The organism is Edaphobacter sp. FHG110511_03 (assembly GCF_059115365.1).
In genome coordinates this window covers 461,573-484,084 of record NZ_JBZYWL010000001.1, presented here as the reverse complement: position 1 = coordinate 484,084, position 22,512 = coordinate 461,573, and the positions used below count along the sequence as shown (strand labels likewise).

The following is a 22,512-nucleotide window of genomic DNA, read 5'->3' as shown; positions in this document are numbered from 1 at the left end:
CGCAAACAAATCCTTTGAATACAATATCTTGCCTGTAACCCATTTATATCGAAGACTTTGCAAGCGAAGTCCGCAGCTAAATCGCCTCTTATCAAGACTTTGCACAAAATAAGGGAGGAGGGGGAGGATCAGTCGGCATCCCCCGGTCCATTCAATATCGTCTGCTCCTTGTCCCACGGCTTCATCTCGTACTCGTGCGGTGGAGTCTCGCCCCCGAGGTAGCGAACGAAATAATCCCATCGCCGCCGCGTCATGTATGGCGTGTCCACACCATAGCCGTGGTGTACGTTCGGAAGCAGCAGCAGGTCGAAGTCCTTATTCGCCTTGATCAGCGCATCCACCAGCGTCAGCGTGTTGTTCAGCGGAACGTTGTCGTCCATCGTCCCATGCGCCAGCAGCAGATGACCCTTCAGATTCTTGGCGATGTTCTGGTTCGCCTGGCTGTCGTAGTTGCTGGTTCCATCCGGATTCTTCACTTCGAGCCCGGCCCACTTCTCCGCCCAGTCGTCCTCGTAGTCGCGCTGGTCGTGGTTGCCGCTCTCCGCGATGCCGACCTTGAAGAAGTCCGGATAGTTGAACATCGCCGCCGCCGTTGCATTGCCGCCGCCGGAGTGGCCATACATGCCCGCGCGATCGATGTCGATCCACGGATACTTCTCTGCCAGCTCCTTCATCCCCGCTACCTGGTCGGGAATCGTGTTGTCCCCCAGGTTGCCATAGTAGAACTCGTGAAACGCCTTCGACCGGAACGGTGTCCCCATGCCGTCGATGCACACCACCACGAAGCCCAGCTCCGCCAGCGACTGCATATCGCGATGCGAGGCTGAAAAGCTCCGGCTCCCGCATGATCCTGTCTGCGGCCCCGGATAGACGTTGTTCACAATCGGATACTTCTTCGACGCATCGAAGTTCGTCGGCTTGAACAGGAAGCCATAGAGATCCGTCTTCCCATCGCGAGCCTTCACCGTGATCGGCGTCAGCGGCTGCCATCCCGTCGCGCTCAGCTTCGTGATGTCCTGCTTTGCCACCTCGAGCGCAAGCCCGCCGTCGCTCTCGCGAACCACCGTCGTCTGCGGCGTAGTCGGAGTGGAAGCCACGTCGACGAAGTACTTTCCATCAGGCGAAGGTGTTACCGCATGGTCAGCGTCTTCCGGAGTCAGCAGCTTCATGGCGCTTCCGTCGAAGCGAATGCTGTAGTAGTGCTGGAAGTAAGGATCGCGCCCCTTCTCCTTGCCCACGCCAAGGAAGTACAGCGTGCGTTCGGACGGGTTCACCAGCAGCACCTGGGTCACGTTGCCGTCGCCTTTCGTGATCTGGTTCTTCAGCTTTCCGGTCTTGCCGTCGTACAGGTACATCTGTCCCCAGCCGTCGCGCTCGCTGAACCACAGTACCTCGTTGGTCTCCCACAGGTACTTCCAGTTCACGCGATCGTTTCCGCTCTCAAAGAACTTCGGCGCGGACTCCGTCATCGCCTCGCGCACATTGCCCGTTGCAGCGTCGGCGACACGAAGCCATTCCTGCTTGTGATCCCGCGAGGTCGAAACGAAAGCGAGCTGGCGGCTGTCATCGCTCCACTGCACATCCTCCCAGCCGCCGCTGCAGCTCACATCGTCGCAGATGGTGGAGCGATGCTGATCTGGTGGAAGCTTCAGGCGAACGATCTTCGGCGCGTTCACATCGATCACCACGCGCTCGATCATGGTGACATCCTTATCCCCCACCAGCGGATACTTCCACGCCTCGAGCTTGGGATGACGGTTGGTGACCGGGACCAGGTACATCTCGCCGACCTTGCGCTGGTCCTGCTGAAACGTTGCAATCTTCTTCGAGTCCGGAGACCACAGCACGATCGGCCTCGCACTGTGCTGCCATCCCGCATTGTCGGTAGCGTAGCCGTAGTCCTTCACGCCGTCCGTGGTCAGCTGGGTCTCCTTGCCAGTCGCGACGTCGCGCACCCAGAGATTCCAGTCGCGAACGAAGACCGCCTTGCTTCCATCGGCAGAAAGCTCGGTCGGACGAGCTTGCCCGCGGCGGTTCGCTCGGGGCCCCGGCGTCTCCGATCCCGGCTTGTCCGTCGAGGAGCAAACGCCCGCTCCGCTCAGATCGCAGCGCCAGTGCCGCGATCCGGTCGCCACGATCACGGTCCGATCCGGATCGGCCAGCGAAAACTCCGTGATGGCCAGATGATGCGGGTCCTGCGGTGGAACAGCTTCGCCCGACGGATTCGCACTCGCCGCCGCCTGAAGGGCGTTGGCCAGCTTTGCGTGATCGAACGCCGGTCCCTTCGTCTTCTTCGCCGGATCGACGAGGATGTACGTCGTGCCTTCCGCATCGTGATCGCGGTACCAGAAGCGGCCATCCGGGAGCCACGCCGGATGCTCCACGCCGTGGTAGACCAGCGGATTTACGTTGTAGTTCATCAACCTCTCAGCCCGCGCATAATCCTCCTGCGTAAGCTGCCGGCCCTGCTGCGCCACTCCCGTAACTGCCAACGTTGCCAGCATAGCCGCCGACAAACACAGAATCTTCCCTGACGACATTCCTCGCTCCTCGTCGCGTGGTATTGAATGAAGCCTACTCTACAGCCTCTCTCAAGAAAGGCGATAGAACATCTGCTACAAAGTCTCCAGATCCTGCCGGTCAAGCTTCCACAACATCTGGCGCATGACGCCCATCCATATCGGCACGTCGGCCGCTGTCAGGCCCATGCGCAGCAACAGTCGCCTCACCTGTTCTTCGCCGCAGTTCGACGGATGCCTTCGCGAATATCCCGACTCCTCCAGCACCTTCCGGAAGATCGCGAGCAAGCGCTCCACCTCTCCCGCAGAGGCGGCAACACGGTCTCCCGACCCCACCGGCGCATCCTCAACCCGGACCAGTTCATAGAGGCATACCGCAACCGCCTGGCCAAGATTCATCGAAGGATGACGCATCTCCACATGCGAATGCATGGGAATGGTCAACAGCCAGTGACAGTGGCTCAGCTCCTCGTTGCTGAGTCCCGTCTTCTCCGAACCGAAGAGAAGCGCAATCCGCGAGCCGGAGCTGACTGCCTCACCGCGAATCTCTCCGCCCGCTTCAGCCAGGGTGTAGAGACGATGCTGCAGCGCGCGCTCTCCCACCGCCGTCGTCCCCACCACCAGCGTGCAGTCCGCGACCGCCTCCGTCACCGATTCGAAAGATTTCGCTTCGGACAGGACCTCTGAAGCGTCGACTGCAGAGCGTGCTGTCTCGAGCGGCGGCGCATACTCGCTCACCACGCGCAGATCGCGAAAGCCGAAGTCATGCATCGCGCGTGCGACTGCGCCGATATTGTTAGGATTGCGGGCTCGCACCAGCACAACCACGATGCGATCCAGAAACTCAGGGCTCACAGCTTCATTCTAGGCAAAAAAAACGGCCCGGAAAGCTTCCCCGGGCCGGTCGTTTCAAAATGGCACGCCTATCGGCGTTCACGATCGTTGTGCTTGTCGTCGTGAATCTGCTCGCTCACATGGTTCTGTTCGCGATTGACCTGCTGGCGCTCCTGCTGGTTCAGATGACCGCCATTGGCTTCACGGTCATTGCGGACCTGCTGATGAATCTGCGCCTCGTTGTGCTCGATGTTGTGCGTCTCATGAGGAGTAAGCTCGCCGGAACGCACACCGTTCGCAACCCGCTGCTGCTGGACATTGCCGCGCTCGCCTACCCTCGACATCGCCGCCGTGTGCGGATTTCCATGGTTGTACGACGCGAGCTGCCCGTGATCGTTGCGCATCGCCTGCTCGTGCGCCATCTGGTTCGAGGTCGACTGGAAGTGGTGCTCGTTATAGGCCGCCTGCTCCCGCTCCGAGGCACGCACTGTCAAACCGCCTCGGCCGCCGTTGTAGCTCACGCGGTTCACGTTATTCACAACCACCGTCCGGTTATACACATTGGTGATGTGAACACTTCCAAAGTTGTTGACCGCCCGGTTATAGGCAAAGGCTCCGCCTCTCCAGTAACCGCCTTCATAACCGATGCCCGTATAGCCGTAGCCATAGTTCACGCCGCCATAGAAGCCGATGTGCGGCCCCCAGTAACCCGCATGGAAGACATAGGCTGAGCCACCCCAACCCCAGTAGCCCGGCGTCCAAAGCACTCCGACAGCCGGCGGACGAACCCATACACCTGGGACCCAGTAGTATCCTGCCGGACCCCATGCCCAGTAACCCGGCGTCCACATATAGCCTTCGCCAGGCATGATCGGTTGCGTATAAACCGGCAGTGCCGGAGGAGGCGTATTGACCGAAACTCCGATCCCGATATTGACGGAGGCCGAAGCAACCGCGGGAAGAGAGATCGCGGCAGCAGCCGCCAGAACGATGGTTCGTATTGTCTTCAGGGAGGACATCTTGTAACTCCTTCGCAAATGCTGCTCAAAAAATAGAACAGCGGATAAAAGCCCAAACGCTCAAGTGGGTCTCATTTCATCAGCCCACTTAAGAAACTCCAGACAAATAGACACGCATCGCCGCGCTAAGTTTTCACATTCGCAATAAAATCTGTATCTGGTCCGCATACAAAAAGTTACGTTTCTCACACAACCATCCTGTCGGTTTCGCATCGCGCCTCTGCACTCCGAAACTGTTCAACGCCCTGCAATCGAATAAACTGACCTTAGCCGCCGGTGTCCGACAACTTCTCCCAAACCGTGAAGCAGCAGGCCGATATCGTGCGCATCGTCGGCGAGTACATCAAGCTGCGCAAGACCGGAGCGCAGAACTACACCGGCCTCTGCCCTTTTCACAAGGAGAAGACGGGATCGTTCTCCGTCAACGCCACCCACGGATATTTCTATTGCTTTGGCTGTCATGAGAAGGGTGACGTCTTCACCTTCATCATGAAGCTTGAAAACATTCCTTTCCCCGAGGCTGTTCGCGTTGTCGCGCAGAAGGCAGGCATCCCGCTTCCCAAACGCGAGTTCTCCTCACCCGAAGAGGCGCGCGAGGCTGGTCTGCGCCGCCAGCTCCTCGATATTCATGAAGCCGCCACGCAGTATTTCGAGGCAGCACTGAAATCTCCCGAGGCCGCGCGGGCGCGAGAGTATCTCACCGGACGCGGCGTGACGCCCGAGACGGTCGAGAAGTTCCGCATCGGCTATGCTCCCGATGACTTCAATCACATGCGCAACGCTCTGAAGGCTCACTTCAGCGAAGAGACGCTCCGTGCCAGCGGGCTCTTCAAATCGAAGGATCAGGCCGATGGCTCGCCCGGCCCTCTCTACGCAGGCTTTCGCAAACGCATCATGTTCCCGATCGCAAACGAGCAAGGCAAGCCGATTGCGTTCACTGGCCGCGCGCTCGATGCTCAGGACGAAAAGGGACGCGATATCGCCAAGTACATGAACTCGCCGGAAGGCCCCATCTATACCAAGGGCCACGTGCTGTTCAATCTGGACAAGGCGCGAGCCGAGATTCGCAATCTGGGCTTCGCTCTTCTCGTTGAGGGCCAGATGGACTGCATCTCCGTCTACATGGCAGGGATTCGCAACGTCATCGCGACCTCCGGCACTGCCTTCACCGAAGCGCAGGTGCGACTGCTCTCGCGCTTCACTCCCAACAAGCAGGTCATCCTCAACTTCGATCCCGACACCGCGGGCCGCACCGCCGCGGAAAAGGCCGGTGCCATGCTGGTGGAGGAAGGCTTCGACGTCCGCATTGTTCTACTCGACGATGGCCTGGACCCCGACCGATACATTCGCGAGCGCGGTCTGGCCGCCTACACCGCGGCGGTTCGCGCGGCCAACCGCTATATGGATTACCTGATCGAGCGCGCCCGTCAGGAGCATCCCGGCCGTACCTCCGATGCGAAGGTTAAGGCGATGAACTTCCTGCTTCCGCACATCCGCCGCATTCCTTCGCCGCTGCAACGCGACGAGTTCGCCGCCGATGCTGCACAGAAACTCGGCATCGACTCCGCGATCCTTCGCCAGGAGTTGCGCCAAGCCGCCGCGCAGCGTGTCGAAAGCGTCCGCTCGCACAGCCACGATCCCGCCAGTGAGATCGAGCGCATTCTTCTGCGTGCGCTCGTGCTTTCTGAGAACGACTCTGCGCGGCAGCTGGCGGCCTCGCGGCTCTCCGAGCATCCTGAGTGGTACGACGGTCTTCCGTCGTCGACGATTCTTGAGGCGCTGTCGCTCGCTCCGGCGCCGCAGAATCCCCTCGACGTCGCGCCAGACCAATCCAGCCGTGTCCTGCTGGCACGCGCTCTCGAACACCCTGACTCCGACGGCCTCGCGACTCCTCTCCCTTCAGCGACCGAGCAGGTTGAGAATGCTCTGCACACCCTCGAGCGCCGTCATCTTGAGCGCCGTCAACGCGAGCTGCGCTCGCTTATCGCCGAGGCAGAACGCCGCGGAGACAGCCAGATGCTCACAACGTTGATTCAGGAGAGGATGCAGCTCGACCGCCGCCTTCGCGAGCACTGACACTCTCTTAACAACCGCTTGTTACAATCAATAGCAATGGCCAAGCCTTTGACCTCCTCCCTGGGAATTTTCGTCCATCGGGCGAAATACCCTCAGGCGACCATTTACTTCTCCAATCGTGCCCACCCGCAAGCCACATCGATGGATGTGGGACGTTTCCCGGCGCAGTTAGGCTGAGCTCAGAAAACATGGACACTTCTACCAGACGAAGGCTATTCTTCGGTTTCCTCACCAACTGGATCAGCAAGCTCGCGAACACCATCATCCAGCTGGTCCAGGTTCCCGTATTCCTGCACTACTGGAGTGTTTCTCTCTACGGCGAGTGGATGATCGTCATCGCCCTTCCTTCGTATCTCAACGTCAGCAGCATCGGCTTCGGAAACGTCGCAGGCAACGAGATGACGATGATGACCGCGCGAGGCGATCGCGATGGAGCCCTTCGCGTCTTTCAGAGCTGCTGGTGGTTCATCACCTTTATCTGCGCGGGCTGCCTGGCCCTTCTCATCGGCATTCTGTACTTTCTTCCCGCCGGGCGCCTGCTCAAACTGCACGCCATCGGCGAGAGCGATGCTAAGTGGATCCTCTTTTACCTCGGCTGCTCGGTTTTGCTGGGCCAGCTTGAGACCCTGCTGCAATCCGCCTATCGCTGCATTGGCCGGTATTCCTACGGTTCGTTCATGAAGAGCGTCTTTTCCCTGGTCTCTTTTGCGGTGATGCTGATTCCGGTATGCCTGGGAGGAGGAGCCAGGGTGACGGCGCTCGTCTTCGCCTGCGCTAACGTCCTCATTACGATCGTTCTCGGCATCATGGTGCGTCGCGACATCCCGTGGATCCGTTTTGGATGGAAGTACGCCACGTTCTCAGAGATCCGCCGCCTCAGCGGCCCGGCCTTCGCTTTTATGGCCTTTCCCATCGGCAACTCCCTCAATCTGCAGGGAACGCTGATGGCGGTCGGCTACGCCCTCGGTCCGGTCGCGGTCGTCGTCTTCGGAACCGCCCGCACGGTCTCCCGCGTGGCCCTTCAGATGGTCCAGATGGTCAACAACACCTTTTGGCCGGAGCTCTCGACCTCCTTTGGCAGCAACGATATAGGGCTTACCCGCACCCTTCACCGGCGCGCCTGCCAGCTGGGATTGTTCCTGGGACTTGGCATCGCGGCGGTCATGATGAGCTTTGGGCCCTGGTTCCTTCATCGCTGGACGGGAGGCCATGTGCCGCCAAGCCCCGGGCTCCTCGGCATCCTGCTCGCTGTCGTGGTTGCGAACGCGCTTTGGTCCACCAGTTCCACCCTGCTGACGGCCATTAATAGACACCAGCGTCTGGCTGCCTGGTACCTCTTCGGAACCAGCATTACGGTCGTGCTGACCTATTTCATGGCCAAATACTTCGGTCTGTACTGGGCGGCGGCATCCCTGCTTGTCTCGGAGATGGTGATGAACATGTACGTTCTTCCGGCATCCCTCGAGCTCTCCCATGACACCTTCCCGGCCTTTATGTCCAGCATGGTGCATTACCCTGAGTCTCTGAGACCCGCAGCCCTGATGGCCCGCTACCGCCGTTCCCGTCCGCAGATGGAGAGCCAGGGTTAGTTAGCCGCATGGTTCGCCTCGCAAACCGAGGCGTTCCAAGCTTTAAAATCTTCTCTGGACAGAAGATGCCCCGACACAAAACCACCGACCCCGGATACTGCAATAAACATGGCCAGACCGTCATCTCCCGAACCGGATTTCCCTCCGAGAGCTTTCCCGGCCAGACCATCTACCACCTTCGTTGTAGTCACTGCACCCACGATTACGGCTCAAACGGCACCGATATCCACAATCGCAAATGTCCCGGCCACCAAAATGGCGTCAAGGGCGAGCCTCTTCGTACCCCGCCGCCGAATCTTTTCTCGGCCTGAACCGTCTAAAACTATGTGGTATCCTGTGATTCGCTGGGGAAGTGTGCCCTTGAATGCCCTGACCTCTCCGAAGGTCATCCGGCTGGCCAAAGCGGTCTAAACCGCTACCTGCTCCCTGCCCATTACGAAACAACCCAGGGATAACTCCGCCTCGGATATCACCGAACCGCCTGAGCGGCATCCCACTAAAAGAATATTTTGCAGGAGCGCGCACCCTCGTGGCAGAAGAAATCGATAAGTACGAAGACGACATAGAAGACAAGCTCATTGAGACCGGGAAAGAAAAGGGCTATCTCACCTACGGCGAGGTCAATGACCTTCTGCCCGGCGATATCACCTCCCCCGACGATCTCGACGATCTGCTTACCACCATCAACACCCAGGGGATCGATGTACTCTCCGGGGACAAGTTCGACCGGGATCGCGACAAGTACGAGCCCGAAGCCGGTGAAGAGTCTGAGGACGTAGAGCTCGACCTCTCTCCCGGAACGCTGGAAAAGACCAACGATCCCGTCCGCATGTACCTGCGCGAGATGGGAACCGTTCCCCTGCTCACCCGCGAGGGCGAGGTGGAGATCGCCAAGCGCATCGAACGCGGACAGCTCCGCGTCATGAAGGCCATCTCGCGTTCGCCGATCGTCATTCGCGAGATCACCGCCCTCGGCGAAGACCTCCGCCGCGGCGTTCGCAACATCAAGGAAGTCGTTACCTTCGACGAGGAAGAGCTCACCGAAGAGATCCTCCAGGCCCGCGTCAAGCAGACCGTCGGCCGCATCGACGTCATTCTGAAGCACCAGAAGAAGATCGTCGGGCTCGAAGAGAAGCTCGCCGCGCCCCAGGGCAAGGACGCCAAGGCCAAGGCCAAGGACACCCGCAAGCACCGCTGGCTCATCGGCCGCGAGCACGTGTACATCAATCGCGTCGTCCGCGAGCTGAAGTACACCAACTCAGAGAAGAAGCGCCTCCTCGACAAGGTCAACAAGACCGTCGACTCCATGCGCACCCTCGAGCGCCAGATCAAGACGCTTGAGAACAAGCACGAGGCCTCCAAGTCCGAAGAGCTGCGCAAAGAGTACAAGCGCCAGCAGAAGAACTGCCGTACCGACCTCGAGCATCTCGAGCAGGACGCCGGAATCTCCATCGCCGACCTCAAGCGCACCCAGCGCGAGATGATTCAGGGCGACATGGACGCCGAGCGCGCCAAGCGCGAGCTCATCGAGGCCAACCTTCGCCTCGTCGTCTCCATCGCGAAGAAGTACACCAACCGCGGTCTCCAGTTCCTCGACCTCATCCAGGAAGGCAACATCGGCCTGATGAAGGCGGTCGACAAGTTCGAGTACCGTCGCGGTTACAAATTCTCGACCTACGCCACCTGGTGGATCCGTCAGGCCATCACCCGCGCCATCGCCGACCAGGCCCGCACCATCCGTATCCCGGTGCACATGATCGAGACCATCAACAAGCTCATCCGCACCTCGCGTCAGCTGGTGCAGGAGCTTGGCCGCGAAGCGTCCTCCGAAGAGATCGCCCGCCGCATGGACATCCCCGTCGCGAAGGTCCGCAAGGTCCTCAAGATCGCGCAGGAGCCCATCTCGCTCGAGACCCCCATCGGAGAAGAGGAAGACTCGCACCTTGGAGACTTCATCGAAGATCGCATGGCCGTCTCGCCGTCCGACGCGGTCATCAGCGTCAACCTCAAGGAGTACACCTCGCAGGTCCTCCGCACCCTGACCCCGCGCGAAGAGCGCGTCATCAAGATGCGCTTCGGCCTCGAAGACGGCTCCGAACACACCCTCGAAGAGGTAGGCCAGTCGTTCCAGGTCACCCGCGAGCGCATCCGCCAGATCGAGGCCAAGGCCCTCCGCAAACTCCGTCACCCCAGCCGCAGCCGCAAGCTGAAGGCATTCGTGGATGGAGTCAAAGAGGTCTAACCAGCATCAAATCAATGAAATCAAAGGCCGCGAGCAATCGCGGCCTTTCATGTTTTTTGGCAAACACAAGCGTGCCTTCGGTCCGGGTATCCCGGACGTGCAGCGCTCGGACCCGTCATTGTGCTAAAACCTTTACCTGTCTTCATTGGCTTGTCGATGAAACGCACACAGGGTCCGTTTTTTCAAAGTCAGGAGGTAGAAAATGCGATTGAGACGAGTGAACACGTACCTTTCATCAGGATTAGCTATTGCTCTACTCTTGCTTGCGGCTGGGCCACTCTTAGCGCAGGACGTTAAATCCAACTTCATGCCCGGAACAGATTTTTCGAAATATCACACCTACAAATGGATCAACATCGAGGGCGCTTCTCACCCGAATCAGATTGTGGATGCAGAGATCAAACAAGCTGTGGACGCACAATTGGCCACGAAAGGTTTGACGAAAACCGACGGCGACAAAGCCGATATGTATGTGGGCTACCAAGTCGCTGTCGACAAGCAGAAGCAATGGAATGGATATGGGATGGGGGGCGGCGTCCGTTGGGGCGGCGGAATGGCGACAGCCACAAGCTCAACCATCGACGTCGGAACCCTCGTGCTTGATATGTACGATCCAACAACGAAGCAGCTCGTTTGGACTGGAAGTGCGACCAAGACGATGGACCCAAGCTCGAACCAGCAGAAGAACGAGAAGAATTTAAGCAAAGCTATGGAGAAATTACTGAAGAACTATCCTCCCAAATAGGAACGGAACCCAATAGAACCGCCCGGTGCCCACTCATGCAGCCTCATCGCATGAGTGGGCATTCGAGCGAGGTTCGAATCCATTCTCCTCAAATGCGCTTCGGCCTCGAAGACGGCAGCGAGCACACCCTCGAAGAGGTAGGCCAGTTCTTCCAGGTCACCCACGAACGCATCCGCCAGATCGAAGCCAAGGCCCTCCGCAAACTCCGCCACCCCAGCCGCAGCCGCAAGCTGAAGGCATTTGTGGATGGAGTCAAAGAAGCCTAAGCGGATATCAAGTAATAGACAGAAAGGCCGCGAGTAATCGCGGCTTTTCTGTTTTCCGGCATCATTTTGCTTGTTATCCCGTAGCGTAACGGGGAATCTGCTTTTATTAATTAGGGCTAGACTTAGCAAACAAACCATGTCAGCACATCCCAAGCTTGAAACGTTAGCTTCACTGGTAATTTTGTGCTGCGCCCTATTCGCAGGTTGCTCCCGAAAAACGAAGCATCCTGAAAGGGCAGCTGACATAGGGCCACAGGCCAGCGTTCAAGTACCTCTCAAGCAGCATGGCTTGCCCGTTGATTTCTTTAAATCCACCGGCTACACAGAATGCGCCTCGCGGATCATTGGCTACCGCTTCGTGGTCTGGATCAACAATCAAGATATTGCAGTTGGCTTTAACACTAGCCCTCCTTGCCGCAAATCGCCTGACCGTAAGGTTGACGGTATGCTTCGAGTCTTAGTCTTCGATCTACAAGGTAATCTAAAAGCCAGTCGCGACTTCCCTTATCTCGCCGACGGTAATGGTGAGCTCGTTGCAGACGGCGAGGCCATGTCAGGGCCAAATGGGACGCTTCTCATTCGTAGAGAATCTGTCAATCTCGATGAAGATGGCAGGTCTGAATCGAAGTCCGGCGTCCATCTTCTCGATAAGTCCTTAAAGGACGTGGCACAACTCAATGGCTTTCTCGAGCAGACAACTCTTGTGAATCACGCCATCGTCTTTCAAGAGGGCTACGCGCTTTCCGGGCCGCGGACCTACTCCATTCTTGACGGCCCCGCAGCAACCGTGATCACCCGTCGACAAGTGGATTGGCCAACTGGAGCAATGGATCGGAAGTTTGGAGAGCACGACATCGCCTTTATGTACTGCGGACAGGAATTAACTCCCGGTTCGTATGTCAACACTAATGTGGTTCACGTGGGCGCTAGATTTCGTTGTGCTCTCAATGTGCTCAGCGCGTCCGATAAAGGCTGGACAGCAAACCTAGCTGATGGTGAGACTGCCGCATTGGTTGGCATATTAGCCGACGGCAGTGTAGTAGGAAAAGTTCATACCTACAAAAGTAATGCGGAGCGCTTGATGCGCTGGAAAAGTGATGGGCACTCAGAAACCTTGCCCTGGGTTCCTTCACCTATGGATGGAACAATCGAAACTGTAGCCAACAATTTCTCCCGGTATGGCGTTCATGCCGCCATCAACCCGCAGCCATGTAATCCAATCCAGCGAATCATGGGAACCAAATGCGATGAAGACGGAGAGGCACGCTGGTTAGTATTCGACCGCAATTCACAATCTCCACTTATAGATCGCACGTTGCCAAAGAATGGGCGGGCTGCGTTATCTCCAGACGGAAATCACTACGCTTCGATCGAGTTAAATGAGCTCCGCGTTTTTTCCCTCGCACGTTAGAGGTCGGGTGGCCCACATCTGACCCCATTCATTCGGCCATCGCATGAGTGGGATCGTTCGAGCAAGTCTCGAACCTTATTTCCATACCGAGACAATCAGCATCACCAGCCCCAGGAGACACACCGGGATCGACACCAACACAATCATTGGCAATGTTATGTGCACATTGACATTCATCAAAACAGCTAAGAGACATACACCCACAGGCACAGAGAAAAGCGTCAACGCGAGCTTCTTAGATTCTTGTCTGCCTAGCTTTATAGCCCACCCAATTGCGCCGACAATGAGACATACTAAGCCCGCACCAATCGCCGAGAAGCCCAACGCCAAGTGATCGCCTATTATGTTCGTGGATATGGCGTAGTTACAAAGTGCCCCGAAGCATGCTGCGATAAGCCCGCAGCCAGACAGGAAAATGATCTTCCAGATTGATAGATCGTTCGCGTCCGACATTGAACGGATTTTATCGTCAGAAACGGATGAGTGGCCCAGGTCTACCCAGTGAGTGCCCCACATCTCGATTTTGAGATGTGGGATCATTCGAGCGGAGCTCGAACCGCCTCGCTTAAGGGCACGGCTTTAGCCGTGTCGAACGATCTCCACGGTGAAGGGGCTTTAGCCCCTGAGGCATCCGTGTCATTACTTCGCCGCTACATCCCCCCGTAGCCGCCGCCCAAACACCAGCCCGATCGTCGAACCCACACTCGCAGCGTGGTCGCTCACCCCGAACCGCATCCCACCATCGATCCCGAACGCCTCGCCCAGCTGGCGATAGAACCCGCCAAACACGTACGTCCCCGGCGGCGTGTTCGACTGCGACACATTCTGCCCAAAGACCTCCGCATACAGCCGCGTCTGCTTATTCACGTGATAGCTCACTGCAAACGACTGCTGCCCGCCATAGCTGCATCCCATCCTCGTCTGGCAGTCCGACTGCACCACCGAGCCGTTGGCAATCACATCCAGGTCGCCGTCCTTGCCACAGTGGTGATTCACCATCAGCGTCGCCTGCTGCCCGTAGCCCTGCAGCGCATGCTCCGACGCCGTCGGTAGCGCCGCTTCGTATTGCAAGGCAAACCCGGGAGCAGCGCGATGATAGTCTTCCTTCTTCAGCACGACCTTGCCGCCGATCTGCATCGTGCCGACCCCATTGGTCACGACCTCGTCCTCTTGCTGATGATTGAAGGCCGACCAAAGCATGTCCAGCCGAAGTCGATCCAGCGGGGCATACGTCACCAGCGTGTCCGCCGTCTGCTGATCGCCGGGCACGCTCTGTGGATAGGCATCGTAGCCCGCCTCCACCTGCAGCACGCCCTTGCCCTGAATCGTCGCTCCATCGCCACCGTGGGGCGTGTCGGACTCAGACTCAAGTCCTGCGCGAACGCATGGCCCACAGAAACGAACATCACCGCTGCTGCAACGGAGCAAACAAGTCGCGCCACCACAACCCGAACCGATCCGCCGCGCACACGCCTACACTCCGGCACGCGACACCTTGTGCCGTCCACTTCAACCTTGCGTCTGCGAATCATTCCCACGATCTTACTCGCACAAAAAAGGTTCATCCTCAAACAAGCCCTACCTCACATCTGGAGGAAACACCGAGCCCCGATTTCCCTCGGCCCGAATTGGGCCGAAGCAGATCAGGGAGCGCTTGAATTCTCGCCTCTTCGTTCTTGCGTTTTGCGTTCTCCGCGTGGGAATATACAGATCTCACGCTAAAAAAAATCAGTTGGGCTCGATTCTGATGGATGTCCGCACCATCCTGTACATCAACGTGTTCTTGCTTGCCGGATGCACCGCCGGACTCGCTGTAATCGCCTTCCATCATCGCCGCTTCCGGCAGTTCTTCCTCCTCACCATCGCCTACGCCATCGGCTGCCTGAGCACCGTCCTGAGAATGCGGCAGGGCCATCTCCCGGACTTCTTCGTTCTGGTGCTCTCGAACTTCCTCCTGGTTGCGACTCTGCTGCTCGTCCATCGCTGTTTCGCCGCCTTTCTGAAGCCCGACCTGCGAACCGGCTGGCTCGAGGTACTCTTCCTCGCGCCCTCCTTCGCAGGGCTGATGTATTACACGCATCTTCATCCCAGCTATGCGGCACGATCCCTGCTCATGAGCCTGGTCACAGCCGGTGTGGCCGCCGCGACCGCCTACATTCTGATCCGCTACGCCGATCCGGCGGTGCGGGTCCCGTGCAGAGCAACCGCCGCGCTCTATGTCGTCTTCGGTCTCATGACGGCCATCCGCTGCATAGGGATTCTCTTCTGGGGCGTACCGCAAAACTTCTTCATCGCCTCCGTCTCGCAGCTCTTCGGTTTCTTGGGGTTCTACATCCTGATCGTCGGAATCCCGATCGGCTACTTCTGGATGACCTCCAGCCGCCTCTATGCCAACCAGGAGTTGCTTGCGCGAACCGACTCTCTCACCGGTCTGCTCAACCGCCGCGGTCTCGAAGAGCACGCTCTCCGCGAGATCAAACGCAGCCGTCGCCACGGTACTCCGCTCACGGTGCTGGCCATGGATCTCGATCACTTCAAGAGCATCAACGATCGATATGGACATGAGACCGGTGATGCCGTTCTCTGTTCGGTCGCCAAAGCTCTTGCCGCCGCCATGCGCAGCTACGACGTCGCAGCCAGGCTCGGGGGCGAGGAGTTCGTTGCGCTGCTTGCAGAGACCAATGCCCAAAACGCGGCTTCCACCGCCGAACGGCTTCGCGCCACCATGGAAGCGCTGGAGGTTTCGGCCAACGGCCATTGCCTGGGATTTACCGCCAGCTTCGGCATCGCCGTCTTCCAGCCCGACGATACGCTCGAAAGCGCCTTACGCCGCTCAGATCGCGCGTTGTACGCAGCAAAGCTGGCAGGGAGAAATCGTGTGATGCAGGATCCCTTTACGGTAGCGAAAAATATAGAAGGCTAAGCTCCATCTGAGAGCTTCGTAAAAAAGGATCGCTTAGATGGCATTCCCCACCTCCGTCTCTCTCTCTTCTCAGATCTCACCGCCCCAGCTCCCGATCAAAGAACTCCGCCATGTATCCCCACGCCTCGCGCGACTCCGGCAGCTGATTGTTATTCCAGAAGCAATGCGGCAGGCCATCGAACACAATCAACTGCGACTGGTTCCCCGCCCGCAAAAATGCGCGATGCAACTCGCTCGTCGAACTCAGCAGCAGATCACGCTCGCTCGTGATGAAGAGCGCAGGCGGCATATTGTGCAGATCGGCATAGATCGGCGACAACACCGGATCGTGCCGGTCCGTCTTCCCCACATACTCCGGATTCTGCATTCCATCTTGAACCGGCACGTACCCGCGCCATCCATCCGTGTTGTACAACGACCGTGAATCGCCGCCCTCCACCATGCTCGCCGACGAGGAAAACGGACCCAGCGCCGCAGGCATCGGCATCTTCAACTGCTTCATCTTCACCGCCGCCTCCAGCGTAAGCGCCGCGCCCGCGCTGCTGCCGAAGATGCCGATGCGATTCGGCTTGTAGGTCTTCAGCAACTCCTTGTAGACCGCAATCACATCATCCACTCCAGCAGGAAATGGATTCTCCGGCGCCATCCGGTACAACACGCTTACCACGCGCACGCCCGTCAACCCCGCCACAGGAATCGACTCCGAATACGAACCCGAATCCGCATTGAACCCGCCGCCATGTAGGCAGATCAGCACACGATCCTGATGTTTGATCGTCGTCGGCATAACCTCGCGCACTGGAACGCCTGCGACCGTGCTGTTCTTGACGGTCACCGGAAACATCTTCAGCAACTCATCACGATGACGCGCCTGCGAGGCATCCAGCATCGCGCGCCGCTGCTCAATCGTCTGCGGCACATTCGCATCCGTCGCCAGCGGACGGCTCAACCACGCCTTCGCCTCTGGACTAAGCCACTGCGGCAGCGGAATCACACGCTGCTCCCGCACCGTACCATCGGCCTCCGTTACCACATGGTTCTCCGTAATCTTCGCCGCAGGATTCTCCTGCGCAGCCGCCACCAGCCCCACCGACAACGTTGCCACAACAAAGCACAGTTTCATCAATCCGGCCTCCGCCAACCAATATTGCAGGTAACGCAGCGATCGGTACAAAAATATCGTTCAGGATTTCTAACGGGTGCCAGGTGCCCCATTCATGCAGCGCAGGAATGGGATCATTCGAGCGAAGTTCGAACCGCCTCTACAACCGCCAACCCTGTCTTCTCCGCCCTCACTGTTAGAGGCATTCACTTTAGCTCTCTTCGCCACGCTTCTTGATCACAAGCTCATCCACCGTAAGCTTGCCGATGCTCAGCTCCTCGATCCTTCCTGTTCCCATCCTCAGTGCGCCGATCCCGAGCGCACCGATCGCCAACGCACCCACAGCCATCGCACCCACGGCCATCGCTCCCACCGCCGTCCCCACCATGGCAACACCAACAATGGCTGCGCCCTTCAGTGCTGTCGCTTTCAAGTAGCGTTTGCGTATCATGCAGACGATCTTACGCTCCTCGAACTTCGGCGGCGGCCCATATAGAAAGCTCGAACCGCCCCCACGTCTCCTGCTTTCCAGTAGACTGGCTCGCACCGAATTTATTCAGCGGCACAACGACGTCCTGTCCGGAGGAAACCAGTGATGCCCCGATCTTCTTTGAGCCCCAATCCATTGGCGACGCGCCGAACCTTCGTCTTCGCCGGCGTAGCCGCCCTTGCCGCCAGCTACGGAACTGTTTCCGAAACCGCCCTCGCCGAAACCGGTAGCCCAAACATGCTCGGTCCGCTGCCCGGCTACTCCCCCCAGATCGGAACTTTTGTCTCGCAGCTCACCTGGCTACGCGAAAGGAACGGGGTCCTTGTCACCACAGGAAAGCTTACGCAGGCAGATCTCGATTACCTCTTCGACAAAAACGCCAACACCATCGGTGCCCTCATGCTCCATCTCGCCGCGACGGAGACGTACTACCAGATGAACACCTTCGACAATATGAAGTGGGACTCCTGGTCCGCCGACATCAAAAAGAAGTGGGATCCCGCAATGAATCTCGGCGACGCAGGCCGCGCCACCATCAAGGGTCACGATCGCGACTACTACGTAAGCATTCTGCACGAGGTACGCGAAAAAACGTTAGCCGAATTTCGCAAGAAGGATGATGCCTGGTTCCTCGCAGCCGACAAAAGCTGGGGATGGGGTCCAACCAACAACCTCTGTAAGTGGTTTCACGTCTGCGAGCATGAAGCGCACCACACCGGCCAGATCGCCTTGCTCAGCAAGCGCCTTCCGGGAGCGAAGGCAGGCGGCGACTCCGGCGGCGCAAACTAATCGTTGCGGTTGTCCCATACACAAATAGAAACTCATATCTCGGGTGCTCTACCATTGAGGCCAGCATGTGGATTGATCGACGAAAGTTCCTCAACTTCGCCGCAGCCAATACAGCCGCGACCGCCATACCCCTGCTCGCGACAGAACAGAGCAACGAACAAGGGACGGCAAACAGCGCCACTGCGTTCGACTTCCACCAAGTTGACGTATTCTCATCCAAACCTTTGCTTGGCAATCCTCTCGCCGTAGTCATTCGTGCCGACGCGCTAAGCGATGAGCAGATGGCAGCTTTCGCAAACTGGACGAATCTTAGTGAAACAACCTTTCTTGTAAAACCGAAATCACCTGCTGCGGACTATCGCGTTCGCATCTTCAACCGGGAGGGAGAAGTGCCTTTTGCCGGCCACCCTACTCTGGGCAGCTGTCACGTCTGGTTAGCTTCCGGTGGAGTAGCAAAAGGCAGCGAGATCGTGCAGGAATGTGGGATTGGCCTCATCCCCCTCCGTCGCACGCCTGAGGGCCTCTCGTTTGCGGCGCCAAAACTGATTCGTAGTGGGCCGGTCGAGCCTGAGATTCTGGCACGGGTAATCAAAGGCCTGAACGTGGCGCCTGACGCAATCACCGCCTCAAACTGGGTGGATAACGGATCGCCCTGGCTTGCGGTCATGTTGCGTTCCCGGACGGAAGTTCTTGCACTCCGTCCGAACTATTCGACCTTGGCAGGACTGAAGGTCGGAGCCTTTGCAGCATTCAATCCCTTGAAAGATGGAACAGCTGCTCAATTTGAGGTGCGCGCCTTCAGTGCGGAAGGTGTCGGTCACGAAGACCCTGTTACCGGAAGTCTGAATGCCGGACTTGCGCAATGGCTTATCAAAAGCCGGATCGCGCCTCCAGAATATGTCGTGAGCCAGGGCGCAGTCATGAGGCGGATGGGCCGTATTCACATACGACAGGATGGTTCCAAAATATGGGTCGGTGGAGCGATCCGAACGTGTGTCAAGGGTAAGCTGATGCTCTGAGCACTGGTGCGCCACGAAAAAAGAGCGGTCCGTGCCTGCTGAAGGGCCGGATCGCTCAAACTCACCACAATCGAATGCCCATGGAAGCCAGGCTGGAACCCCGCTACGACACGATCACAGGCTTGACAGGCACCGCAGATGAATCGGCAGCGATCTTCAGGAACGCGCTGTTGATCGTGTCCTGTGTGTTTCGCGATGCAATATGCATCCGGCGCGTGGTCTTCGCCGCCATCTGGCATAGCTGATACCGGTTTGAGAGAGTCTCTTTTGCACGAAAAATGGCTTCAGAACGCATACATGCCTCCGATACTTCTTTGCGGCGGATCAGATGGTCCCTGTTTTCTCTGAAGCGCGGATAAACTGCAGCATACCCGATCGTCAGCAGCAGAGCGCCGCCGAACGCGATCGTACCTAAGTCTATACCCCACAGGTCATCAAAGTGCAGAGTATTCCGCTTCACCGCCTGCAAAGCAGCCGGGTGCCCCATCTTCGACGCAAACCGGTTTCCTGGTGAGTTTGTTCGCTGGGTAAGGAAGCAGCTAAGGCAGCGGGAGCTCTTGACTCATCCGAACTTAGAGTTGGACCTTTTGTCGGACACTAGCGCGTTCATCAATACCAATTCGAGAAACGAAAGGACAACTTCCGGTTTACCCGTTATTCGGGAGGAACTGGTAGCCCATGAGCGATTTCGTCGGGATCCGGTGTCTAAATCACCAGGAGCACCGATGTCGCGATGAGAAAGAACAAAGGATTGCACAGAGGGCTAACAAACATCTTCTCGTTTCTCTTGTTTGCGACCCCTGGACTAGCCCAAGGCAATCTTCGCTGCGCCGCGCTTGAGAACAAACCTTCGACGCAGGCAAAGTATTTTGCTGCGCATCCCGACGATCTGGAACGAGCGAAATGCATGCTCGACTTCTATGCGCGTCGCCTACCCTTGAGCGATCTGCGGACGTATCGAATTGCCCTGATCCGATGGGTTATTACTCATGATCCCGGTATTAATCTTGAGAATTACCTGGATCAGGGGCTCGACGTCGGCACAGAAGCCATCCCAGACTACGCCGAGATCAGAGCCCTGTGGCACAAGCAGGTGAAACGCAGGCCGACTGACCCCGCTGTGCTCTCAAATGCTGGGCGCGCTCTCTCCATCGCCGATCGGGAACAAGCGCTCCGATGGCTGAAGTACGCCCGCACTCTGTCCCCACAAGACACGACCATTCCGAAACGGCTGGCGGACCTCTATTCCTATGCCATCAGCGGGGTGGCGGGTACCGGGCCAGAGCTCAATATAACCCGTGTGGATAGGAGCGAACAGCAATCAAGCTTTGTGTGGCTTGCATTCCGAGAGGCAGAGGAAGACTCAAATATCGCTGCGTTGACGGGACTGAAACTCCACTACATGTCACGCTGGCCGTTTTTTCGTAGTCATCAGCTCGATTACGACAAGCAGGCGGAGACACTGTTATTGAAAGCTGCGGCCCTTGATTATCCCCATCCGACAAAGATCTCGGCGCTTGCAGCTTTTTATTTCGATCAACGTGGCAAGGCAAGCGGAAGTATCTATTCCGAGGCTCCCACGGTTGAGAGATCTAGCGACGAGATGATGAAAAGGCTCACTACGCCCGAGCTCCTCCAGGCCGGAAACGCCCGGCCGTCGCTTTCGGTGCGCGTCAAGACCGTCGTTGGTGTCGACGGTCATGTACAGTCAGCCTCGGCGATCGATCCTCCGACAGAGCAAAGCGGCCTTATGGCAGCATACAAAGCGAAGTCGTTCAGCTTCCTCCCTCTCCGGGTGGACGAAAACTCTGTCCAGGTCCGGACCGAACTCACTGTGATGGTGGAAGACGCTTTTGTGAACTAATTGAGCGTCAACTCCCGGTTTGTCGGCAAACCGTACCTTACTCCCTGAATTCGACCAGGACATCGCCCAGACCGAAACGGCAACCGTGACACAGCACGCCTCCGGCGTGAATGAGACTTTGCACACTCTTTGGTAGTGGCCAGAGGCTTTGTACAGGGGCCAACAATGGTGCACAGTGGCCGACATTGATGTGCAGGAACACCTCTGCATTCAAGAAAAAGAATCCTCCCCGCACCTGAGCGTACTTAGCACTTGCGTTACAAAACAGACCGGAGACATGGGTCAGACGGATCCATTTCACCCGAATGTTATGCATGTGGGTGAAGATGGCCACGATGGAGCGGACCTTGCCGGGAGGCCTAGCGGTCCAGACGTCCGGGTGGAGATGCTCGATGTGAAGTTGATTGAGGCCCTCGTTGATGGCAAAGATCCGAGCGGCGTCTGGTTCGAGTTGCTGAGAGGTGGCCACGACTCCCTCTCCTCTATCTGCAGCATGATCGGCCACGCTGCTCAACAAGCTCCGATCACGGGCTGCGCAATCGGGTACTGGAATAAAAACGGCGGACGCGGGTTATATATCCGCGGGGCAATGATAAAGGCGTCAGTAAAAACTACTAGTTTTACTTCGGGAATTGCACGCCGAGTGGCGCTCTTATTGACATCCCCCAACCCGAGCCACGCATGGAAAGGAACAAATGAAGGGAAAAACATCGAGCGCTGTAAAAGCCTACAAGAGATCGCCGGCACTGCCGAATTCAACCTGGTACAAGGGGATTCTTATCAGCCAGATGGCGGGGCCTGCTGATAATAACGGAGCTTTTGACATCATCGTTGCCAAGACCAAACGGGGCACCGAACCACCGCCCCATGTGCACACGCGAGAAGATGAGGTCTTCTACCTTCTAGAGGGTGAGATGACGGTGTATGTCGATGGTGAAGTCTTCTCGGTGACAGCCGGGGAATTCGTGTTTCTTCCCCGTCAAAAGCCCCATGCATTCCTTATTGAATCCGAGCAGACCCACCTTATTGCAATTATCACTCCGGGAGGGTTCGTCGACGCCGTGAACAAGATGAATGCCCCGGCCGAGCGGATGGAATTTCCGAGTGATAAGGATGTCGTTACCTACGCAACCGCGGACCTCACGGAGACGATGGAAATATTCGAGATGCATGAGGTACGACTGCTGACTCCCGATGAGGTGCGCACCGTGATGCCGCAATACCCCCTACCGCCCGCGTAGAACGTGTAAGCTTTCGGCTAAACCTCGCGTTACCTGCATTGTCTATCATGCTGTCGGTCAGCCAGTGCCGATATCCGAAGGTGCGCAGCCAATGGATAACCCGGCCCCAGATACTCTGCTACATGATCGCCCACGAGGCCCACCACCGCGGTCAGGTCAGCATGCTCGCCCACCAACTCAGCCATTCGCTGCCTACAGAGATCTCCTCGAAACTCTGGAACTGGGAATCTCCAAAAACAAGGCAAACTTCTCTGTCAAGCTCCAAAGTCTCGCAATCCCTTCATAACCAATAAGATCGAGAGTGCCGATGAGTTCTCCTTGATTCTCTATACTGGAACAGATCAGAAAAAACCGGCTCAAGCGAAACTCCGGGGTTATATCTG

General features: G+C 57.7%; 21 protein-coding genes and 1 pseudogene. 13 read left to right on the top strand and 9 right to left on the bottom strand.

Annotation, left to right across the window (positions count from 1 at the left end; all coding sequences use genetic code 11):
• Positions 1-128: 128 nt before the first annotated feature.
• From AC5S26_RS01865 to AC5S26_RS01855, 3 genes are all read right to left on the bottom strand, one after another.
• A complete protein-coding gene (locus AC5S26_RS01865) occupies positions 129-2,540 on the bottom strand; it encodes a S9 family peptidase (RefSeq protein WP_494183147.1) in 2,412 nt (803 codons plus the stop codon).
• 75 nt (positions 2,541-2,615) lie between these two features.
• Complete coding sequence (locus tag AC5S26_RS01860) at positions 2,616-3,374, bottom strand: RNA methyltransferase (protein WP_494183146.1); 759 nt, start codon at positions 3,372-3,374, stop codon at positions 2,616-2,618.
• A gap of 68 nt (positions 3,375-3,442) precedes the next feature.
• Positions 3,443-4,372 (bottom strand): YXWGXW repeat-containing protein, encoded by a 930-nt coding sequence (locus tag AC5S26_RS01855; protein WP_494183145.1) that lies wholly within the window; start codon positions 4,370-4,372, stop codon positions 3,443-3,445.
• Positions 4,373-4,648: 276 nt separating this feature from the next.
• Between AC5S26_RS01855 and dnaG the strand changes: the two genes are divergently transcribed.
• The 7 genes and pseudogenes from dnaG (at position 4,649) to AC5S26_RS01820 (ending at position 12,701) form a co-directional block, all read left to right on the top strand.
• Positions 4,649-6,448, top strand: a complete 1,800-nt coding sequence (gene dnaG / locus AC5S26_RS01850) for a DNA primase (protein WP_494183144.1) — start codon at positions 4,649-4,651, stop codon at positions 6,446-6,448.
• 188 nt (positions 6,449-6,636) lie between these two features.
• A complete protein-coding gene (locus AC5S26_RS01845) occupies positions 6,637-8,037 on the top strand; it encodes a lipopolysaccharide biosynthesis protein (RefSeq protein ID WP_494183143.1) in 1,401 nt (466 codons plus the stop codon).
• 65 nt (positions 8,038-8,102) lie between these two features.
• Complete coding sequence (locus AC5S26_RS01840; RefSeq protein ID WP_494183142.1) at positions 8,103-8,348, top strand: hypothetical protein; 246 nt, start codon at positions 8,103-8,105, stop codon at positions 8,346-8,348.
• Positions 8,349-8,566: 218 nt separating this feature from the next.
• On the top strand, positions 8,567-10,279 hold the full coding sequence (rpoD, locus tag AC5S26_RS01835) for an RNA polymerase sigma factor RpoD (protein ID WP_494183141.1): 1,713 nt from the start codon (positions 8,567-8,569) through the stop codon (positions 10,277-10,279).
• Between the two features lie 202 nt (positions 10,280-10,481).
• A complete protein-coding gene (locus AC5S26_RS01830; protein ID WP_494183140.1) occupies positions 10,482-11,024 on the top strand; it encodes a DUF4136 domain-containing protein in 543 nt (180 codons plus the stop codon).
• Positions 11,025-11,113: 89 nt separating this feature from the next.
• Positions 11,114-11,290 (top strand): annotated as a pseudogene (locus AC5S26_RS01825) (sigma factor-like helix-turn-helix DNA-binding protein); the annotation flags it as partial.
• Positions 11,291-11,426: 136 nt separating this feature from the next.
• Entirely contained in the window at positions 11,427-12,701 is a 1,275-nt protein-coding gene (locus AC5S26_RS01820) for a hypothetical protein (protein ID WP_494183139.1), read from the top strand.
• 75 nt (positions 12,702-12,776) lie between these two features.
• Here the strand turns inward: AC5S26_RS01820 and AC5S26_RS01815 are convergent, their stop codons facing one another.
• Complete coding sequence (locus tag AC5S26_RS01815; RefSeq protein ID WP_494183138.1) at positions 12,777-13,241, bottom strand: hypothetical protein; 465 nt, start codon at positions 13,239-13,241, stop codon at positions 12,777-12,779.
• A 99-nt stretch (positions 13,242-13,340) separates the two neighbouring features.
• Positions 13,341-14,129: a transporter gene (locus AC5S26_RS01810; RefSeq protein ID WP_494183137.1), complete on the bottom strand. Its 789-nt coding sequence runs from the start codon at positions 14,127-14,129 to the stop codon at positions 13,341-13,343.
• Between the two features lie 304 nt (positions 14,130-14,433).
• Here AC5S26_RS01810 and AC5S26_RS01805 point away from each other — a divergent pair, with 304 nt between their 5' ends.
• On the top strand, positions 14,434-15,624 hold the full coding sequence (locus AC5S26_RS01805) for a GGDEF domain-containing protein (RefSeq protein WP_494183136.1): 1,191 nt from the start codon (positions 14,434-14,436) through the stop codon (positions 15,622-15,624).
• Positions 15,625-15,700: 76 nt separating this feature from the next.
• Here AC5S26_RS01805 and AC5S26_RS01800 read toward each other — a convergent pair whose 3' ends face one another.
• Together AC5S26_RS01800 and AC5S26_RS01795 are read right to left on the bottom strand one after the other, a co-directional pair.
• Positions 15,701-16,747 carry an alpha/beta hydrolase gene (locus tag AC5S26_RS01800; protein WP_494183135.1) on the bottom strand — a complete coding sequence of 349 codons (1,047 nt, stop codon included), beginning with the start codon at positions 16,745-16,747 and terminating at the stop codon, positions 15,701-15,703.
• 190 nt (positions 16,748-16,937) lie between these two features.
• Positions 16,938-17,177 carry a peptide ABC transporter substrate-binding protein gene (locus tag AC5S26_RS01795; RefSeq protein ID WP_494183134.1) on the bottom strand — a complete coding sequence of 80 codons (240 nt, stop codon included), beginning with the start codon at positions 17,175-17,177 and terminating at the stop codon, positions 16,938-16,940.
• A 144-nt stretch (positions 17,178-17,321) separates the two neighbouring features.
• On the opposite strand from AC5S26_RS01795, the gene AC5S26_RS01790 reads away from it, so the two are divergent.
• Complete coding sequence (locus AC5S26_RS01790; protein ID WP_494183133.1) at positions 17,322-18,005, top strand: DinB family protein; 684 nt, start codon at positions 17,322-17,324, stop codon at positions 18,003-18,005.
• Between the two features lie 65 nt (positions 18,006-18,070).
• Positions 18,071-19,024, top strand: coding sequence for a PhzF family phenazine biosynthesis protein (locus AC5S26_RS01785; protein ID WP_494183132.1), 954 nt, complete (start codon positions 18,071-18,073; stop codon positions 19,022-19,024).
• A gap of 103 nt (positions 19,025-19,127) precedes the next feature.
• Here the strand turns inward: AC5S26_RS01785 and AC5S26_RS01780 are convergent, their stop codons facing one another.
• Positions 19,128-19,511 (bottom strand): hypothetical protein, encoded by a 384-nt coding sequence (locus AC5S26_RS01780; RefSeq protein ID WP_494183131.1) that lies wholly within the window; start codon positions 19,509-19,511, stop codon positions 19,128-19,130.
• A 246-nt stretch (positions 19,512-19,757) separates the two neighbouring features.
• Here AC5S26_RS01780 and AC5S26_RS01775 point away from each other — a divergent pair, with 246 nt between their 5' ends.
• Positions 19,758-20,888, top strand: a complete 1,131-nt coding sequence (locus AC5S26_RS01775) for a tetratricopeptide repeat protein (RefSeq protein WP_494183130.1) — start codon at positions 19,758-19,760, stop codon at positions 20,886-20,888.
• Between the two features lie 37 nt (positions 20,889-20,925).
• On the opposite strand, the gene AC5S26_RS01770 is transcribed toward AC5S26_RS01775, so the two are convergent.
• Complete coding sequence (locus tag AC5S26_RS01770) at positions 20,926-21,357, bottom strand: hypothetical protein (RefSeq protein WP_494183129.1); 432 nt, start codon at positions 21,355-21,357, stop codon at positions 20,926-20,928.
• Positions 21,358-21,583: 226 nt separating this feature from the next.
• Here AC5S26_RS01770 and AC5S26_RS01765 point away from each other — a divergent pair, with 226 nt between their 5' ends.
• Both AC5S26_RS01765 and AC5S26_RS01760 read left to right on the top strand, forming a co-directional pair.
• Positions 21,584-22,129, top strand: coding sequence for a cupin domain-containing protein (locus tag AC5S26_RS01765; RefSeq protein WP_494183128.1), 546 nt, complete (start codon positions 21,584-21,586; stop codon positions 22,127-22,129).
• A gap of 47 nt (positions 22,130-22,176) precedes the next feature.
• Positions 22,177-22,422 carry a DinB family protein gene (locus tag AC5S26_RS01760; RefSeq protein ID WP_494183127.1) on the top strand — a complete coding sequence of 82 codons (246 nt, stop codon included), beginning with the start codon at positions 22,177-22,179 and terminating at the stop codon, positions 22,420-22,422.
• Positions 22,423-22,512: the final 90 nt, after the last annotated feature.

Bases quoted from the DNA above. Each gene is read 5' to 3' on its own strand.
- AC5S26_RS01865 (WP_494183147.1), bottom strand. From the start codon at position 2,540: ATGTCGTCAGGGAAGATTCTGTGTTTGTCGGCGGCTATGCTGGCAACG.
- AC5S26_RS01855 (WP_494183145.1), bottom strand. From the start codon at position 4,372: ATGTCCTCCCTGAAGACAATACGAACCATCGTTCTGGCGGCTGCTGCC.
- AC5S26_RS01845 (WP_494183143.1), top strand. From the start codon at position 6,637: ATGGACACTTCTACCAGACGAAGGCTATTCTTCGGTTTCCTCACCAAC.
- AC5S26_RS01840 (WP_494183142.1), top strand. From the start codon at position 8,103: ATGCCCCGACACAAAACCACCGACCCCGGATACTGCAATAAACATGGC.
- AC5S26_RS01830 (WP_494183140.1), top strand. From the start codon at position 10,482: ATGCGATTGAGACGAGTGAACACGTACCTTTCATCAGGATTAGCTATT.
- AC5S26_RS01820 (WP_494183139.1), top strand. From the start codon at position 11,427: ATGTCAGCACATCCCAAGCTTGAAACGTTAGCTTCACTGGTAATTTTG.
- AC5S26_RS01815 (WP_494183138.1), bottom strand. From the start codon at position 13,241: ATGATCCCACATCTCAAAATCGAGATGTGGGGCACTCACTGGGTAGAC.
- AC5S26_RS01800 (WP_494183135.1), bottom strand. From the start codon at position 16,747: ATGAAACTGTGCTTTGTTGTGGCAACGTTGTCGGTGGGGCTGGTGGCG.
- AC5S26_RS01795 (WP_494183134.1), bottom strand. From the start codon at position 17,177: ATGATACGCAAACGCTACTTGAAAGCGACAGCACTGAAGGGCGCAGCC.
- AC5S26_RS01790 (WP_494183133.1), top strand. From the start codon at position 17,322: ATGCCCCGATCTTCTTTGAGCCCCAATCCATTGGCGACGCGCCGAACC.
- AC5S26_RS01785 (WP_494183132.1), top strand. From the start codon at position 18,071: ATGTGGATTGATCGACGAAAGTTCCTCAACTTCGCCGCAGCCAATACA.
- AC5S26_RS01780 (WP_494183131.1), bottom strand. From the start codon at position 19,511: ATGGGGCACCCGGCTGCTTTGCAGGCGGTGAAGCGGAATACTCTGCAC.
- AC5S26_RS01775 (WP_494183130.1), top strand. From the start codon at position 19,758: ATGAGAAAGAACAAAGGATTGCACAGAGGGCTAACAAACATCTTCTCG.
- AC5S26_RS01765 (WP_494183128.1), top strand. From the start codon at position 21,584: ATGAAGGGAAAAACATCGAGCGCTGTAAAAGCCTACAAGAGATCGCCG.
- AC5S26_RS01760 (WP_494183127.1), top strand. From the start codon at position 22,177: ATGCTGTCGGTCAGCCAGTGCCGATATCCGAAGGTGCGCAGCCAATGG.